This window comes from Pantoea sp. GM_Pan_3, assembly GCF_026541045.1.
GTDB classification, from domain to species: domain Bacteria; phylum Pseudomonadota; class Gammaproteobacteria; order Enterobacterales; family Enterobacteriaceae; genus Pantoea; species Pantoea anthophila.
On record NZ_JALNVA010000005.1, the window covers coordinates 35,683 to 49,786 of the forward strand.

14 protein-coding genes are annotated in these 14,104 nt (G+C 58.1%); 10 read left to right on the forward strand and 4 right to left on the reverse strand.

The window, feature by feature from the left end; translation table 11 throughout:
• Nucleotide 1: 1 nt before the first annotated feature.
• The 3 genes from OXR04_RS14975 to pepD form a co-directional block, all read right to left on the reverse strand.
• Complete coding sequence (locus OXR04_RS14975; RefSeq protein ID WP_009091899.1) at nt 2-1,003, reverse strand: ABC transporter permease; 1,002 nt, start codon at nt 1,001-1,003, stop codon at nt 2-4.
• Nucleotides 1,000-2,505: a sugar ABC transporter ATP-binding protein gene (locus OXR04_RS14980; protein WP_111208044.1), complete on the reverse strand. Its 1,506-nt coding sequence runs from the start codon at nt 2,503-2,505 to the stop codon at nt 1,000-1,002. The genes OXR04_RS14975 and OXR04_RS14980 overlap by 4 nt, the downstream gene beginning before the upstream one ends.
• A gap of 260 nt (nt 2,506-2,765) precedes the next feature.
• Nucleotides 2,766-4,223, reverse strand: a complete 1,458-nt coding sequence (pepD, locus tag OXR04_RS14985; protein ID WP_009091896.1) for a beta-Ala-His dipeptidase — start codon at nt 4,221-4,223, stop codon at nt 2,766-2,768.
• Nucleotides 4,224-4,477: 254 nt separating this feature from the next.
• Between pepD and gpt the strand changes: the two genes are divergently transcribed.
• The 3 genes from gpt (at nt 4,478) to crl (ending at nt 6,806) form a co-directional block, all read left to right on the forward strand.
• Complete coding sequence (gene gpt / locus OXR04_RS14990) at nt 4,478-4,936, forward strand: xanthine phosphoribosyltransferase (protein ID WP_009091894.1); 459 nt, start codon at nt 4,478-4,480, stop codon at nt 4,934-4,936.
• A 120-nt stretch (nt 4,937-5,056) separates the two neighbouring features.
• A complete protein-coding gene (gene frsA, locus OXR04_RS14995) occupies nt 5,057-6,304 on the forward strand; it encodes an esterase FrsA (RefSeq protein ID WP_267372782.1) in 1,248 nt (415 codons plus the stop codon).
• Nucleotides 6,305-6,404: 100 nt separating this feature from the next.
• Nucleotides 6,405-6,806: a sigma factor-binding protein Crl gene (gene crl, locus OXR04_RS15000; protein WP_009091890.1), complete on the forward strand. Its 402-nt coding sequence runs from the start codon at nt 6,405-6,407 to the stop codon at nt 6,804-6,806.
• Nucleotides 6,807-7,121: 315 nt separating this feature from the next.
• Here the strand turns inward: crl and ompC are convergent, their stop codons facing one another.
• The gene (ompC, locus tag OXR04_RS15005) at nt 7,122-8,234 is read right to left on the reverse strand and encodes a porin OmpC (RefSeq protein ID WP_267372781.1); all 1,113 of its coding nucleotides are present in this window, start codon (nt 8,232-8,234) and stop codon (nt 7,122-7,124) included.
• 249 nt (nt 8,235-8,483) lie between these two features.
• Here ompC and proB point away from each other — a divergent pair, with 249 nt between their 5' ends.
• The 7 genes from proB (at nt 8,484) to OXR04_RS15040 (ending at nt 13,951) form a co-directional block, all read left to right on the forward strand.
• Nucleotides 8,484-9,587 carry a glutamate 5-kinase gene (proB, locus tag OXR04_RS15010; protein WP_009091886.1) on the forward strand — a complete coding sequence of 368 codons (1,104 nt, stop codon included), beginning with the start codon at nt 8,484-8,486 and terminating at the stop codon, nt 9,585-9,587.
• Between the two features lie 10 nt (nt 9,588-9,597).
• A complete protein-coding gene (gene proA, locus OXR04_RS15015) occupies nt 9,598-10,851 on the forward strand; it encodes a glutamate-5-semialdehyde dehydrogenase (protein WP_058956391.1) in 1,254 nt (417 codons plus the stop codon).
• 361 nt (nt 10,852-11,212) lie between these two features.
• Nucleotides 11,213-11,944 carry a S24 family peptidase gene (locus OXR04_RS15020; RefSeq protein ID WP_009091882.1) on the forward strand — a complete coding sequence of 244 codons (732 nt, stop codon included), beginning with the start codon at nt 11,213-11,215 and terminating at the stop codon, nt 11,942-11,944.
• A gap of 423 nt (nt 11,945-12,367) precedes the next feature.
• Nucleotides 12,368-12,646: a hypothetical protein gene (locus OXR04_RS15025; protein WP_058956390.1), complete on the forward strand. Its 279-nt coding sequence runs from the start codon at nt 12,368-12,370 to the stop codon at nt 12,644-12,646.
• Between the two features lie 203 nt (nt 12,647-12,849).
• Nucleotides 12,850-13,317 carry a glycoside hydrolase family protein gene (locus OXR04_RS15030; RefSeq protein ID WP_009091877.1) on the forward strand — a complete coding sequence of 156 codons (468 nt, stop codon included), beginning with the start codon at nt 12,850-12,852 and terminating at the stop codon, nt 13,315-13,317.
• Nucleotides 13,314-13,661, forward strand: coding sequence for a hypothetical protein (locus tag OXR04_RS15035; RefSeq protein WP_009091875.1), 348 nt, complete (start codon nt 13,314-13,316; stop codon nt 13,659-13,661). Before OXR04_RS15030 ends, OXR04_RS15035 begins: the two co-directional genes overlap by 4 nt.
• Nucleotides 13,658-13,951, forward strand: coding sequence for a hypothetical protein (locus OXR04_RS15040; protein ID WP_009091873.1), 294 nt, complete (start codon nt 13,658-13,660; stop codon nt 13,949-13,951). The genes OXR04_RS15035 and OXR04_RS15040 overlap by 4 nt, the downstream gene beginning before the upstream one ends.
• Nucleotides 13,952-14,104 lie beyond the last annotated feature (153 nt).

The window sequence follows — 14,104 nt, forward strand, 5'->3', positions numbered from 1 at the left end:
CTCAGCGGCGCTGGATATAGGTGATCGCCAGTGCTAAAGCCAGCACCAGCCCTTTGATGATGTCCATGGCGTAGTAGGGCACAGAGAGCATGACCAGACCGTTCTGCAGCACGCCCAGGATCACCGCGCCGACCAGCGTGCCGAGCGCATTCGGCTTGCCGGAGCCCGCCAGTGAGAAGCCTATCCACGCCGCCGCGACCGCGTCCATCAGGTAGCCGCTGCCGGCGTTGACCTGGGATGAACCGATGCGCGAGGCGAGCAGAATGCCGCCCAGGCCCGCCAGCAGGGAGGCGATGACGTAAGCCAGTACCCGGTAGCGGGTGGTGCGGATGCCGGAGAGGCGCGCCGCTTCCGGATTGCCGCCCAGCGCATACATCCGGCGACCATGTTTGGTCAGGGAGAGCGCCAGCTGTGCCGCGACGGTCACCACCAGCATGATGATGACAATGGTCGGCACCTGACCGAGCAGGCCAAACGCCGCCGGAATGGTGCCTTCCGCCATATCACCGCTCGGCAGCACCATGTTCTCGGTGATCGACCCGCCGAAGCTGTAGGTCATCGCCACCCCCTGAATCACGAACAGGGTCGCCAGCGTCGCCAGCATGTCGGGGATGCGCAGGATCACAATCAGGAAGGCGTTGAACAGCCCGACCAGCGTGCAGAGCGCCAGGGTGATCAGAATCGCGGTGGTAGTGCCAAAGCCGTACCAGACAAACAGCGAAATCACCAGCGCGTTAGCCAGCGAGGCGGTCGAGCCGACCGACAGATCAAAGCCGCCGACGGTCAGGGAAATAGAGACGCCAACGGCAATGACCGTCACAATCGCAATCGAACGCAGAATGTTGATGATGTTATTGGGTTCAAGGAAGCTGTCGGAAGCCAGCCCAAAAGCGGCGATCAGGATCACCACCGTGAGCAGCATGCCCCATTTATAGAGAAAGTCGAATAGCTGGTGATGCCACGGGGTGGCGGTCAGTTTAAGATGGGTCTCTTTGCTGCTCACGCAGGGGTTCCTCCGGTGGAATAGAGCAAAAGCGTCTCTTCGGTGACGTCGTCTGCAGCCAGTTCAGCCACAATGCGTCCATCCCAGAGCACGCAAATCCGGTCGCATAAGCCGACCAGTTCAGAAAATTCACCCGACGCGTAGATAATCCCTTTCCCTTCCCGCGCCAGGCTGTCGATGAGGGTAAACAGTTCGGTTTTGGCTTTGATATCGACGCCCTTGGTCGGCTCATCGAAAATCAGCACGTCGGCGTTATTGCGCAGCCATTTGCCGATCGCCACTTTCTGCTGATTGCCCCCCGACAGGCGGCGCAGCGTCTGAGCCGGACCGGTGGTGCGCACCTGCAGCTGCCGGATAATCTGCTCGGCCCAGCGCCACGCCTGACGATGCCCGAACAGGCTCCAGCGCGAGAAGCTGTCATCCGCGCTGACGCTGAGGTTCATCGCGACCGACTCATCAATAAAGATCCCCTCTTTGCGCCGCTCCTCCGGCACCAGCGCCATGCGACGGCTGACCGAATCGTGCGGCGAGCGGGGTTGCCACGGCTGACCGTGCAGTTCACCCCGGCTGACGCGACTTTGTGTGGCGCCGAACAGGGCTTTGCAGAGTTCGGTTTTCCCCGCGCCGGCCAGGCCGGCAATACCCAGAATCTCCCCTTTGTGCAGGCGCAGCGAGATAGCCTGCAGCCGCTGCGCATCGTGAAGTCCCTCCACCGCCAGCAGCAGCGGCTGCGCCTGCTGTGGACGACGCGGCGGGAAGATGTCGGTCAGCTGATGACCCAGCATCTTCTCAACAATCTGCTCTGCGCTCAGCGCGGCCATCGGGCCGGTTTCAATCAGGCGGCCGTCGCGCAGCACCGTCAGACGGTCACAGATGGCTTTCAGTTCATGGATGCGGTGAGAGATAAAGACCACGCCGATGCCGCTGGCCTGCAGGCGACGCACCACGGCAAACAGTCGCTCACTTTCATGCTGGTCCAGCGGGGCGGTGGGTTCGTCCAGTATCAGGAAGCGGCAGTGGTGCGACAGCGCCCGCGCTAACAGAATCTGCTGCTTTTCCGCCAGCGTGCAGCGCTCCACCAGCCGGTTAACATCCAGCGCCACATCGAGCTGAGCCAGCAGCGCCCGCGCCTGACGGCGGATCTCTCCCCAGCGATAGCGGTGACCCGGCTCGGCCAGTCGGTCCAGCAGGATGTTTTCCGCCACGCTGAGCTGCGGCACCAGCGCCACATCCACTTCCTGCTGAACCAGATGAATGCCCAGCTGCTTAGCCTCGCGCGGTGTGCGAATGGAGACCGGCTGGCCATCAAGCAGGATCTCGCCGCTGTAGTGGCTGTGCGCGCCGGACAGGATCGCCATCAGCGTGGATTTGCCCGCTCCGTTCGCACCGGTGAGCGCATGAACCGAATGGCCTTCACTGCGGAAATCCACCGACGATAGCGCGGCAAACCCGCCAAAAGCGATGGAGATGTTACGCATCTCAAGGCAGTTTAACCCTGGCATGTGATGACTCTCCTGAAGAATGAGTGGCCGCATTTTTTCCTGAACCTTCAGGCGCGGCAACAGCCGAAAGCGCATAAGCTAGCACGAAATCTTATTAGCCATCCAGACATCCGGACATAATGGCGGCTATAACCAGCGAAGCGCGGGAACGTGGCGGAATAGCGGGGGAAAACGAAAAGAAGGCAGCGAATTATGCTGGGGGAAAGTGGCAGGCATAAAAAAACCAGGCCGGAGCCTGGTTCATTTTTCTGACGACCGGATTACTTTTCTGGCACCACATTCAGCAGGGTGGTCAGCAGTTTCCAGTAAAGGCCAACGCTTTCAATATGCACCTGCTCATCAGGCGAGTGCGGCCCGGTGATGGTCGGCCCAATCGACACCATATCCATGTTCGGGTAAGGCTTTTTGAACAGACCACACTCCAGACCGGCGTGGATCACCTGAATGTTCGGCGTCTTGTCGAACAGGGCGATGTAGGTCTGACGGGTCAGCGCCATGATGGCGGAGTCCGCATCCGGCTGCCAGCCAGGGTAGCCGCCTTTCGCTTTGGTCTGCGCACCGGCCAGCTGGCCCAGCGAGGTCAGCATCTGCACCACATAATCGCGGCCCGTGTCGATCAGCGAGCGGATCAGGCAGTTGATCTCGGCGTGATCCTCTTCCATCGTCACCACACCGATATTCAGTGACGTTTCAACCACGCCTTTCGCCACGTCTGAATTGCGGATCACGCCGTTTGGCGTGCTGTTCAGCAGGTTCAGGAAGCGATCGCGGCTGTCAGCGCTCAGGGCGGCACCCTGATGCGCCAGTGGCTCGGTGACCAGGGCAATGTTCGGCTCTTTGATACCGTGCTCGTTCTGGATGGCGCTCAGGAACTGCGCTGCTGCTGATTTCAGCGCATCCGCTTTGTGGCTTTCAACCGCAACGGTCGCAAAGGCTTCGCGCGGAATGGCGTTGCGCAGTGTGCCGCCGGTGAAGGTCAGCAGACGCAGATCCAGTTCAGCCGCGTGGGCCGCCAGGAAGCGCGCCAGCAGCTTGTTGGCGTTGCCGAGGCCCATGTGAATATCGGCGCCGGAGTGACCGCCACGCAGCCCTTTCAGCGTCAGCTTCAGGGTCTGGAACTCAGCAGGCACGGCCTCACGGGTCAGCGGCAGGGAGGAGACGAAGTCGATACCGCCCGCGCAGCCCATGTAGATCTCACCTTCCTCTTCAGAGTCGGTGTTGATCAGGATTTCGGCCTGCAGCCAGTTGGGCTGAAGACCGAATGCGCCATCCATGCCGGTCTCTTCGGTCATGGTCAGCAGCACTTCCAGCGGGCCGTGCGTCAGGCTGTTGTCAGCCAGCACCGCCAGCGCCGAGGCCATACCGATGCCGTTATCGGCACCCAGCGTCGTGCCGCGCGCTTTGACCCACTCGCCATCAATCCACGGCTGAATCGGGTCTTTGGTAAAGTCATGCACGGTGTCGTTATTCTTCTGCGGCACCATATCGAGGTGCGCCTGCAGCGCGACCGGGGTCCGGTTTTCCATGCCAGCGGTGGCGGGCTTGCGAATCAGGATGTTGCCGACCTGATCGCGCTCACACCAGAAGCCCTGCTCTTTAGCCCAGCCGGTGATGTAGCTCGCCAGCGCTTCTTCGTGAAAAGAGGGGTGAGGAATAGAGCAGATCTTAGCGAAAATATCCCACAGCGGCTGTGGAGAGAGTTGAGACAATTCAGACACGACAGGTCTCCTGTGTCAGTGTACCGGCGAGGCCGGACATCGCGAGTTTCCAGTGAAAAATCGCCGTCAGAGAATCTGACGAGCCAGGCCCGAGAATATCACTGTTTTTCACCGGGTGCGCTCCCGGACGCGCTAAAAAGCCGCAACCAGCGCGCGGGTGCTGGTTTTTAGCGCGTCAACTCCTTATAATCTCGCGCAACCTTTTCCCCGTTGCACATTTTTAAGCCACTTCGGTTGGCTGGGATTTCTATTCTATGAGCGAAAAATACGTCGTCACCTGGGACATGCTTCAGATTCATGCCCGTAAACTCGCCCAGCGTCTGCTGCCTGTTGAACAGTGGAAAGGCATCATCGCGGTGAGCCGTGGCGGTCTGGTACCGGCTTCGCTGCTGGCACGTGAACTGGGTATCCGCTATGTCGATACCGTCTGCATCTCCAGCTATGACCACGATCATCAGCGTGAAATGAAAGTGCTGAAGCGCGCAGAAGGCGACGGTGAAGGCTTCATCGTGATCGATGACCTGGTGGACACCGGCGGAACGGCGCAGGCGATTCGTGAGATGTACCCGAAAGCGCGTTTCTGCACCATTTTCGCGAAACCGGCCGGTCGCTCGCTGGTTGACGATTACATCGTCGATATCCCGCAGGATACCTGGATCGAGCAGCCGTGGGATATGGGCGTGGTCTACATCCCGCCGATTGTAAAAAGCTGATTGCGATATCCTCACGTCACAACGCCCGGTTTTCCGGGCGTTGTGCTTTCTGAGCCTCGCACCCCGAATTGCCGTACAGTACACTTAGCCATCGCCGTTTCTGTTGCAGGAGAAGTGAGAATGACGAGCAAAAACCTTAGCGAGGAGCTGTTCAAACCCCGCTTCAAACATCCTGAAACCTCTTCCCTGGTGCGTCGTCAGCATCATGCCACCCCGGATGTGCACTCCACGCTGGACGGAGAGAGCCAGCGGGGCTGGTATCGGATGCTGAATAAGCTGATGTGGACATGGCGCGGCCTGACGCCGCAGGAGATCAGCGAAGTGCTGGCTCGTATCGCCATCAGCAAGGTTGAGCATACCGATGAGACGCTGCTCGATACGGTGATCGGTTTTCGCAGCGGCAACTGGCATTTCGAGTGGTGCAGACAGGCGGGGATCTGGCAGCAGAAGGCGCTGGAATCTGGCGACGACAGCGAGGCAGGCGACTTCTGGCTGCATGCGGCGCACCTTTACAGCGTCGCCGCCTATCCCTACATAAAAGGGGATGAGCTGGCCGATCAGGCGCAGACGCTGGCCAATCGCGCCTATGAAGAGGCGACGCAGCGCCTGCCCGGTGAACTGAAGACCCTGACGTTCGCCATCGCGGGCGGCAGCCCGGTCACCGGCTTTCTGCACATGCCGCCCGGCGTCGAAGCCCCTTATCCCACCGTGCTGTTCTGCGGCGCGCTCGACTCGTTACAGAGCGATCACTACCGTCTTTTCCATGATTATCTGGCGCCTCGCGGCATCGCAATGCTGACCATTGATGTGCCGTCCGTGGGTAACTCGGTGAAATGGACGCTGAATCAGGACACCAGCTTCCTGCATCAGCAGGTGCTGCGTGACCTGACCAATGTGCCCTGGGTCGATAATACGCGTGTGGCGGCGTTTGGTTACCGCTTTGGTGCCAACGTGGCCGTGCGGCTGGCCTATCTTGAATCGCAGCGGCTGCGGGGTGTTGCCTGTCTGGGGCCGATTGTACACGCGCTGCTGACGCAGACGGCGCTGCAGGATAAGATCCCGGATATGTACATGGACATGCTGGCGAGCCGTCTCGGCATGGCCACCGCCTCTGACAGCGCGCTGCGCACCGAACTCAATCGCTATTCGCTGAAAACTCAGGGACTGCTGGGACGTCGCACTCCCACGCCGATGCTTTCGGGCTACTGGCAAAACGACCTCTTCAGCCCGGAGGAGGAGAGCAGGCTGATCGCCCGCTCCTCATCGGACGGGAAAGCCCTGCTGATTCCGGTGAAGCCGGTGATGGCCAGTTTCGACAAAGCGCTGAATGAGATTTGCGACTGGCTGGAGAAGCGTTTAAAAAGGTAACTGGCAAAATTTTCACTGTTTGCTACAACTAGTAGCGGAATTTTTCCGGGCTGCCCGGAAATCAGGGCTGTATAGCGGTCAAAACCAATGGAGAATCAGCATGACGTTACCAAGTGGTCATCCCCGCAGTCGCCTGCTTAAGCGTTTTACCGAGCTTGGACCTTATATTCGCGATGGGAAATGTGGCGAAACCCGTTTCTTCTTCGACTGCCTGGCTGCCTGCGTTAATGTGAAACCCGCACCGGAACTGCGTGAGTTCTGGGGCTGGTGGATGGAACTGGAAGCACAGGCTGACCACTTTACCTATGTCTACCACATCGGCCTGTTCGATAAAGAGGGTGACTGGTCGGTGGCAACCATTAAGGGGAAAGAGAACACGGCGCGCGTGGAGGAGACCTTACGTAACTTCCATACCCGTCTGAAGGCGATGCTGAAGGAGTTAGATCTGGACCTTATTCCGGCCAGCGACTTCGATGAGAAACCGGTGAAGCTGAGCGCCTGAGTCAGCGGAAAAGGGCGGCCTGACCTCGTCGTCAGCGTGCTGAGAAGCCTGAAGCAGAGTGAAACTGGCCGCGATAACGAAACCTGATGCGCAGGGAACCGGGTCAGAAAAGGAAAGCGTCCCGCGCCAGGGACGGCGCGGGCCGAGCGGCCAGGGATTGGCTTAAGCGACTTTCCGTTCTGACCCGGTTCCCTGAGCGGGCTCGATCTCACCGCAGCCTGAGTCAGATTGATTAACAACAGAAGGGCGAGTGAAAACCCGCCCTTTTTTTATGCTGTGATCGGCGTGCCGCCTCCCGGCGCCACAACCGCCACATCAGAACTGGTAAGTCATCCCCACCGCGACGATGTCATCGTTGTTGAGCGACAGCGCGTTGTCATCATCCAGCTGGTTGATTTTGTAATCCACGAAGGCCGACATATTTTTGTTGAAGTAATAGGTCGCACCGACGTCGATATATTTCACCAGATCCGCATCGCCGATACCGTTTTCGATATCTTTGCCTTTGGTCTGCACATAGCCAATAGACGGACGCAGGCCGAAATCGAACTGATACTGCGCCACCAGTTCGATGTTCTGCGCTTTGTTGGCTGCGCCCGCAACGGATGCACCCGTGTTGCGGTTGGTGCCGCTGATGGGCGTCATGTTACGGGTGTCGGTGTAGATCGCCGCCAGGTAGACGCTGTTGGCATCATACTTCACGCCTGCGCCCCAGGAGTCGGCACGGTCACCGCCGCCATAGGCGCGCGCCTGCTGCTGGTTAGTACGGTCGGAGGAGGTGATGGCACTCATCAGGCTCACGCCGCTATCACCCAGCGCATAGCCCAGTGAGGCGCCGTAACCGTCGCCGTTCTGACGGTTAATATCGGTGCGGCTGTTGGCGCTGGTGGCGTCGTTTTTGCCCTGATACTGCAGCGCAAATTTCAGTCCATCCACCAGACCAAAGAAGTTGTTATTACGGTAAGTGGCGACGCCGGTGGCGCGCTGAGTCATGAAGTTATCTGAACGGGCCGTGCCGTCACCGCCAAATTCCGGGAACACGTCGGTCCAGGCCTCAACGTCATACAGCACACCGTAGTTGCGGCCATAGTCCACCGAACCGTACTGCGAAAATTTCAGACCGGCAAAACCGAGGCGGGTTTTGTTGCCATTGTTGGCGTCGCTGCCTTCGGAGTTATTGACGTTGTACTGATATTCCCACTGACCATAACCGGTCATCAGGTCATTAATCTGTGTCTGACCTTTAAAGCCGATACGGGTATAGGACTTGTCACCATCTGCGCTGGCGTTATCGCTGAAGTAATGTTCCGCTTTCACTTTGCCGTATAAGTCCAGCTTGTTGCCATCTTTGTTATAGATTTCGGCAGCCTGCGCGGCAGAAGCCAGCATCAGCGTAGAGAGGAGCATGGCCAGTGTGCTTTTCTTCATTTGCTATCAATCCCAATGTGAGCGCCGTGTGAACGCCGTAAAAAAATGAAAGTTTTTGTAAAGCACCGACTTTTTACCCGTCAGAGATGAACTTTTTATGACGCTTTTCCTGATTTCTTGTTAACGGTGAACTTTTGGTCTACGCCCCTGTCCACGTAATTTCGTGCTTTTCCCCCGCTGGCTGTTGGCTTCCTTATCGACTCCTGTTAAAACGTCCTTTCGTAAAAATTTTTCACTACGGCAGGAAATATGAGTGGCAGTCAGACCTTAGTGGTCAAGTTGGGTACCAGCGTTCTTACCGGCGGATCGCGCCGGTTAAATCGGGCGCACATGGTGGAACTGGTTCGGCAATGTGCGCAGCAGCACGCCGCAGGCCACCGCATTGTGATCGTCACCTCCGGCGCAATGGCCGCCGGACGCGAACATCTGGGCTACCCCGAACTGCCGCCGACCATCGCCTCAAAGCAGCTGCTGGCTGCGGTGGGGCAGAGCCGTCTGATTCAGCTGTGGGAACAGCTTTTCTCTATCTACGGTATCCATATCGGCCAGATGCTTCTGACCCGCGCCGACATGGAAGATCGCGAACGCTTCCTCAATGCCCGCGACACGCTGCGTGCGCTGCTGGACAACCACATTGTGCCGGTCATCAACGAGAATGACGCCGTCGCCACCGCGGAAATTAAAGTGGGCGACAACGACAACCTCTCGGCGCTGGCGGCGATGCTTGGCGGAGCCGACAAGCTGCTGCTGCTGACCGATCAGCAGGGACTGTTCACCGCCGATCCGCGCAATAATCCCGACGCTGAGCTGATCAGTGATGTCCATGTGATTGATGACGCGTTACGTTCCTTAGCGGGCGGCAGCGTCTCCGGGCTGGGCACCGGTGGAATGTCAACCAAGCTTCAGGCCGCGGATGTGGCCTGCCGCGCCGGCATCGACGTCATCATCGCGTCAGGCAGCCGCACCGGCGTGATCAGCGATGTGATTGAGGGGAAACCGGTGGGCACGCGCTTCCATGCGCAGCAATCGCCGCTGGAAAACCGCAAGCGCTGGATTTTCGGGGCACCCCCGGCCGGTGAGCTGACCGTCGATGATGGTGCGCTGGCGGCCATTATCGAACGCGGCAGCTCGCTGCTGCCGAAAGGGATCCGCGCCATCCAGGGAAATTTCTCGCGCGGTGAAGTGATCCGCATCCGCAGCCTGCAGGGCAGGGACATCGCCCATGGGGTTTCACGCTACAACAGCGACGCAATGCGGATGATCGCCGGGCATCACAGCCAGCAGATCAGCGACATTCTGGGTTATGAATATGGCCCGGTGGCGGTTCACCGCGACGACATGATCGTCAGTTAAGGAGCGGACAATGCTTGAAGAGATGGGAAAAGCGGCGCGTGCCGCAGCGTATACCGTGGCCGATCTGTCGACGGCAGAGAAGAATCAGGTGCTGATGACCATTGCCGACTATCTGGAGGCGGAAAGCGCTGAGATTCTGGCGGCTAACGCGCTGGACTTAGCCGATGCGCGTCAGAATGGCATGAGCGCCGCGCTGATGGATCGGCTGACGCTCAATCCGGAGCGGCTAAGCAGCATGGCCAGCGATGTGCGCAAAGTCTGCCAGCTCGCCGATCCGGTTGGCCAGCTCATTGATGGCGGGCAGCTCGACAGCGGGTTGCGCATCGAACGTCGTCGTGTACCGCTGGGTGTGGTGGCCGTGATTTATGAGGCGCGGCCAAACGTCACCGTGGATGTTGCCAGCCTCTGCCTGAAAACCGGTAACGCCGCGATTCTGCGCGGCGGAAAAGAGACCTGGCGCACCAATGCGGCCACCGTGCGGGTGATCCAGAAGGCGCTGCAACAGCACGGGCTACCGGCGGCAATTGTCCAGGCCATTGAGAACCCCGATCGTGAACTGGTGAATCAGCTGCTGAAGCTGGATCGCTACGTCGATATGCTGATCCCGCGCGGCGGAGCCGGCCTGCACAAGCTGTGCCGGGAAAACTCCACCATTCCGGTGATCACCGGCGGCATCGGCGTCTGCCATATCTACATTGATGAGACGATGGCGATCGAACCGGCGCTTGATCTGATCGTCAACGCCAAGAAACAGCGTCCCAGCGCCTGTAACTCGCTGGAGACCCTGCTGGTGGATCAGGCTATGGCCGATCGTTTCCTGCCCGCTTTCAGCGCGCGTATGGCGCAGGAGGCGATCGCGCTGCATGCTGACAGCAATGTGCTGACGCAGCTGCAGCAGGGGCCGGCATCGGTCTCGCTGGTCAATCCGCAGCAATATGACGACGAGTGGCTGTCGCTGGATCTCAACGTCCGGTTAGTGGCGAATATGGATGAGGCGATTGATCACATCCGCACGCACGGCACGCAGCACTCGGATGCTATTCTGACCCGCGACACCCGCAAGGCGATGCGCTTTGTACGCCAGGTTGACTCGTCAGCCGTCTATGTCAACGCCAGCACCCGCTTCACCGATGGCGGGCAGTTCGGTCTGGGGGCTGAAGTGGCGGTGAGTACGCAGAAACTGCATGCGCGCGGTCCGATGGGATTAGAGGCGCTGACCACCTATAAATGGATAGCCTGGGGCGACGATACGCTCCGCTCATAATTGCGATAATTTTTAACAAAACGGGAGTCTTTCACAGGCTCCCGTTTTTTTTAGCGTCTCTTTTTCGGACCAGTGAAAGATAGGATTTTCTGCGCTTCAGTTTCAATTCCGTTCCGGTCACCTTATCGCAGGCCAGATTGCTGGCTGAATTTCACGCAATTTCTTACGGAACATTCCTGAAACACAAGGCGCTATGCGGCCTGAGGCAATATTTTTTGTCCCGTCGCAGGCTGAAGCGGATAATGATAATCAGGAACGCTTGATAAAGCGGTTAGGTAGTAAACGAGCGGTAATATAAAATGAACTGGTAGCAATAACGAAAATAACATCCAGTATCTCTTCTATGGCTGATTATTAACTAATGGTTAAAAAAGAAAGTACAAAACAAGCTTTCACCGCCAGGCTGATAGCGGCCTGTGAGAGTGCCGGCATTGCCGGACATGGACGGAACAAACAGGTTGCCAGCGCCCTGCAGAAGCAGGGCTGTAAAATTTCAACGCCGGGAGTGTGGAAGTGGTTTAACGCGCAGTCAGTACCTGATGATGGCAACTTACTGGCGCTCAGTGAGCTGCTGGGCGTCCGGGTGGAGTGGCTGCAGTATGGGATGGATCAACCCGCAGAGCCGGTGACGCTGAACACGTTTGCCGCCCGGAAAAATGTGTTCCGGGTGGACAGTCTGGACATTGGTCAGCGCAGTGCGGCGGGCCTGCCCGCGCGGGACGAGTTTGTCGAAACCATCCAGGCGATTGAATATGGTCCGGATGAGGCGCGGGTACTGTTCAACGGTCGCCCGGCGGAAAACATCCGGTTAATCGCGATTAACAGCGACTCGATGGCGGACACCTTTGCGCCGCGCGATCAGCTGTTTGTCGATATCAGCGTGCGGATGTTTGATGGCGACGGCATCTACATCTTTACCCTTGATGAGCAGCTCTACCTCAAGCGTCTGCAACTTCAGCACAAGAAAATTGCTGTTATATCAGACAATAAACGTTATGAGACCTGGTATCTCAATCATGATGACGTCACCAGCCTGAAGGTTCTGGCAAAAGTGATCATGAGCCAGGCGCGACAGTATCAAATCCTCGGCTGAGCCCGCCTTTATGGCGTTTCTCAGGCGGGCCGCAAAAAAATAATCGGCATAAATTCATAAATTTAACCAGCGGTAAATAAAAAATTAACCAACAGTGTTTGATAATGCATAAGAACCTGTTAATAATTTGGATATGGATGAACAACGCCGTTCTTTCAGGGATGAGCCGCTCTTAAACAATTGAGGCGCTGCACAAGCGCGAATCATACCACCCAAAAGTCAGTGAACTTTGGGATGGGGTGGATGCGCAAAATGCAGCGTCGTCAGATGCCGTTTATTTCCCCTTCGCTTACTTTCCACCTGGCTGCTCACGCAGCCGGGGGGCGAGCGTGCGATCGTGAATCGCGACATTCGGGCCCGTTCGGTTCGCCGAAAGCTCGCGCCTGCCACCCCATCGCCAAAGACTCATTCACAGGAGGAGTTATGGCGATAATTCACTATGGCAAAAGCGTTTTTGTGGGCAACGCACGTACTCGTCGCCATCGGCGGCGCCAACCTCTCAGCAGCCTGAAACAGAGTATCGACCAGGCCCTGAACTCTCCAGCTGAAACACCTGCCCTGCGGCGCGCAGAACAAATCTGCCAGCGTCAGGTTATCCCGCGCGTGGATCGCGCGATTACTGCACCCCGCATCATCAGCAAAGAGACTCCCGCTTTCGACAACTGCTGTCTGCCTCACGTCCATCTCTACGCCGTGAGCTGAAGCGCAAAAAAACACACCTTTTCGTTCCGGATAACGCTTTGCGTTCTCCAGCTTTCGCTGGGCGTAATCTGCTGAATTACTGTTCAGTTTTGCTGCAGGGTGAGCAGGGCATTCTGCTGCGCCGGACAGGGTAATGATCAGTGGGCGTTATGTATTTCTGTTCACAGGGCTGAATGGGTTTAACCCGTCATTGAGGAGTCGTTATGAGCCAGATAATCGCAGTACTGAACTTTGAAGAAGGGTATGTCGACGCGCCTTACCTCGACACGCTGGGGTTCCCCACGGTGGCCGGTGGCATCCGCATCGGACCCAAGGGCGCCTCGCTGAACAACTATGCGTTCCGGGTGCCACGGCGCGTCGGGGATGTCTGGAAGCAGTGCATTCTCGAAAACAAAATTCAGGAGATGCAGAGCCGGGAACTGCTGCGTAACGCGCTGGCAAAGTGCAATGACGCCCGCACCGATGTGTTGCTGAGCATGGCGTATCAGCTGGGCGTCGACGGGGTCATGCAGTTTAAAAACATGCTCAGCGCCATTGTGGCTGAGAAGTTTGATGAGGCGGCTGACGCGATGATGAACAGCCTGTGGGCCCGTCAGACACCGGGCCGGGCCAGACGTCACGCCGAGATGATGCGCAGCGGAACCTATGCGGTTTACAGGGGGTTACTATGAGATGGCTCATGTTTCTGGTCGCCGTGCTGACGGCGATCATCATCCTGCTGCTGTTGCAGCGTTTCACCACTCTCCAGTTTGTCTCGCACGCCCGCCTGCTCTTCAGAACCTGGTCAGTCTGGCTGGCGTCGCTGGGATCGATGCTCAGCGCCTGGGCGCAATCCTTTCCTTCTGCCGCCGTTGATGCCTGGAGCGTGCTGCCGGAGGACGTCAAAACGATTCTGCCGCACAACTATCTGGGGCTGGTCGGCGCCTTCATGGTGGCGATGGGCGTCATCGCCCAGTTTGTTCGTCAGAAAAACCTGCTGATTGAGAAGCAGAAGGCCGGAGGAACGCAGCCATGACGCTGATTACGACATTACTGGGAGGCGGCTGGCACTGGCTTGCCGCGCTGGCCGCCGTTATTGCGGCCCTGGGAGCCACTTATTTTGGTGGCAGGAAAGTGGGCAAAGTGCAGCAAAAAGCGCGGAACGACGTCGATAACGCGCAACAGGAGGCGGCCCGCGTGACTGCGGTGGCGCAACAGCAACAACATAACCGCGAGGAGGCTAACCGTGTGGCGACTGATAACCACAGCCTTGATGACGCTGCTGCTCGCGACAAGCTGCAGCAGTCGAAATACCACAAACCCTGAGCCGGTGGCGATCACCGACTCTGCCTGCGTTCTTTTTTCCCCTCTTTATACCTACGGCGATGACGCGCAAAAAATGGACGTTCGTACGGTGCGCGCCATCAACACCCACAACGACATGTGGGACACCCTTTGCGGCCATCCGGCTGCGGCGAA

Coding starts and splice junctions, on each gene's coding strand:
- OXR04_RS14980 (WP_111208044.1), bottom strand. CDS start 2,505: ATGCCAGGGTTAAACTGCCTTGAGATGCGTAACATCTCCATCGCTTTT.
- OXR04_RS15025 (WP_058956390.1), top strand. CDS start 12,368: ATGGCGATAATTCACTATGGCAAAAGCGTTTTTGTGGGCAACGCACGT.
- frsA (WP_267372782.1), top strand. CDS start 5,057: ATGACGAGCAAAAACCTTAGCGAGGAGCTGTTCAAACCCCGCTTCAAA.
- OXR04_RS15040 (WP_009091873.1), top strand. CDS start 13,658: ATGACGCTGATTACGACATTACTGGGAGGCGGCTGGCACTGGCTTGCC.
- OXR04_RS15030 (WP_009091877.1), top strand. CDS start 12,850: ATGAGCCAGATAATCGCAGTACTGAACTTTGAAGAAGGGTATGTCGAC.
- proA (WP_058956391.1), top strand. CDS start 9,598: ATGCTTGAAGAGATGGGAAAAGCGGCGCGTGCCGCAGCGTATACCGTG.
- ompC (WP_267372781.1), bottom strand. CDS start 8,234: ATGAAGAAAAGCACACTGGCCATGCTCCTCTCTACGCTGATGCTGGCT.
- gpt (WP_009091894.1), top strand. CDS start 4,478: ATGAGCGAAAAATACGTCGTCACCTGGGACATGCTTCAGATTCATGCC.
- OXR04_RS15035 (WP_009091875.1), top strand. CDS start 13,314: ATGAGATGGCTCATGTTTCTGGTCGCCGTGCTGACGGCGATCATCATC.
- crl (WP_009091890.1), top strand. CDS start 6,405: ATGACGTTACCAAGTGGTCATCCCCGCAGTCGCCTGCTTAAGCGTTTT.
- OXR04_RS15020 (WP_009091882.1), top strand. CDS start 11,213: ATGGTTAAAAAAGAAAGTACAAAACAAGCTTTCACCGCCAGGCTGATA.
- proB (WP_009091886.1), top strand. CDS start 8,484: ATGAGTGGCAGTCAGACCTTAGTGGTCAAGTTGGGTACCAGCGTTCTT.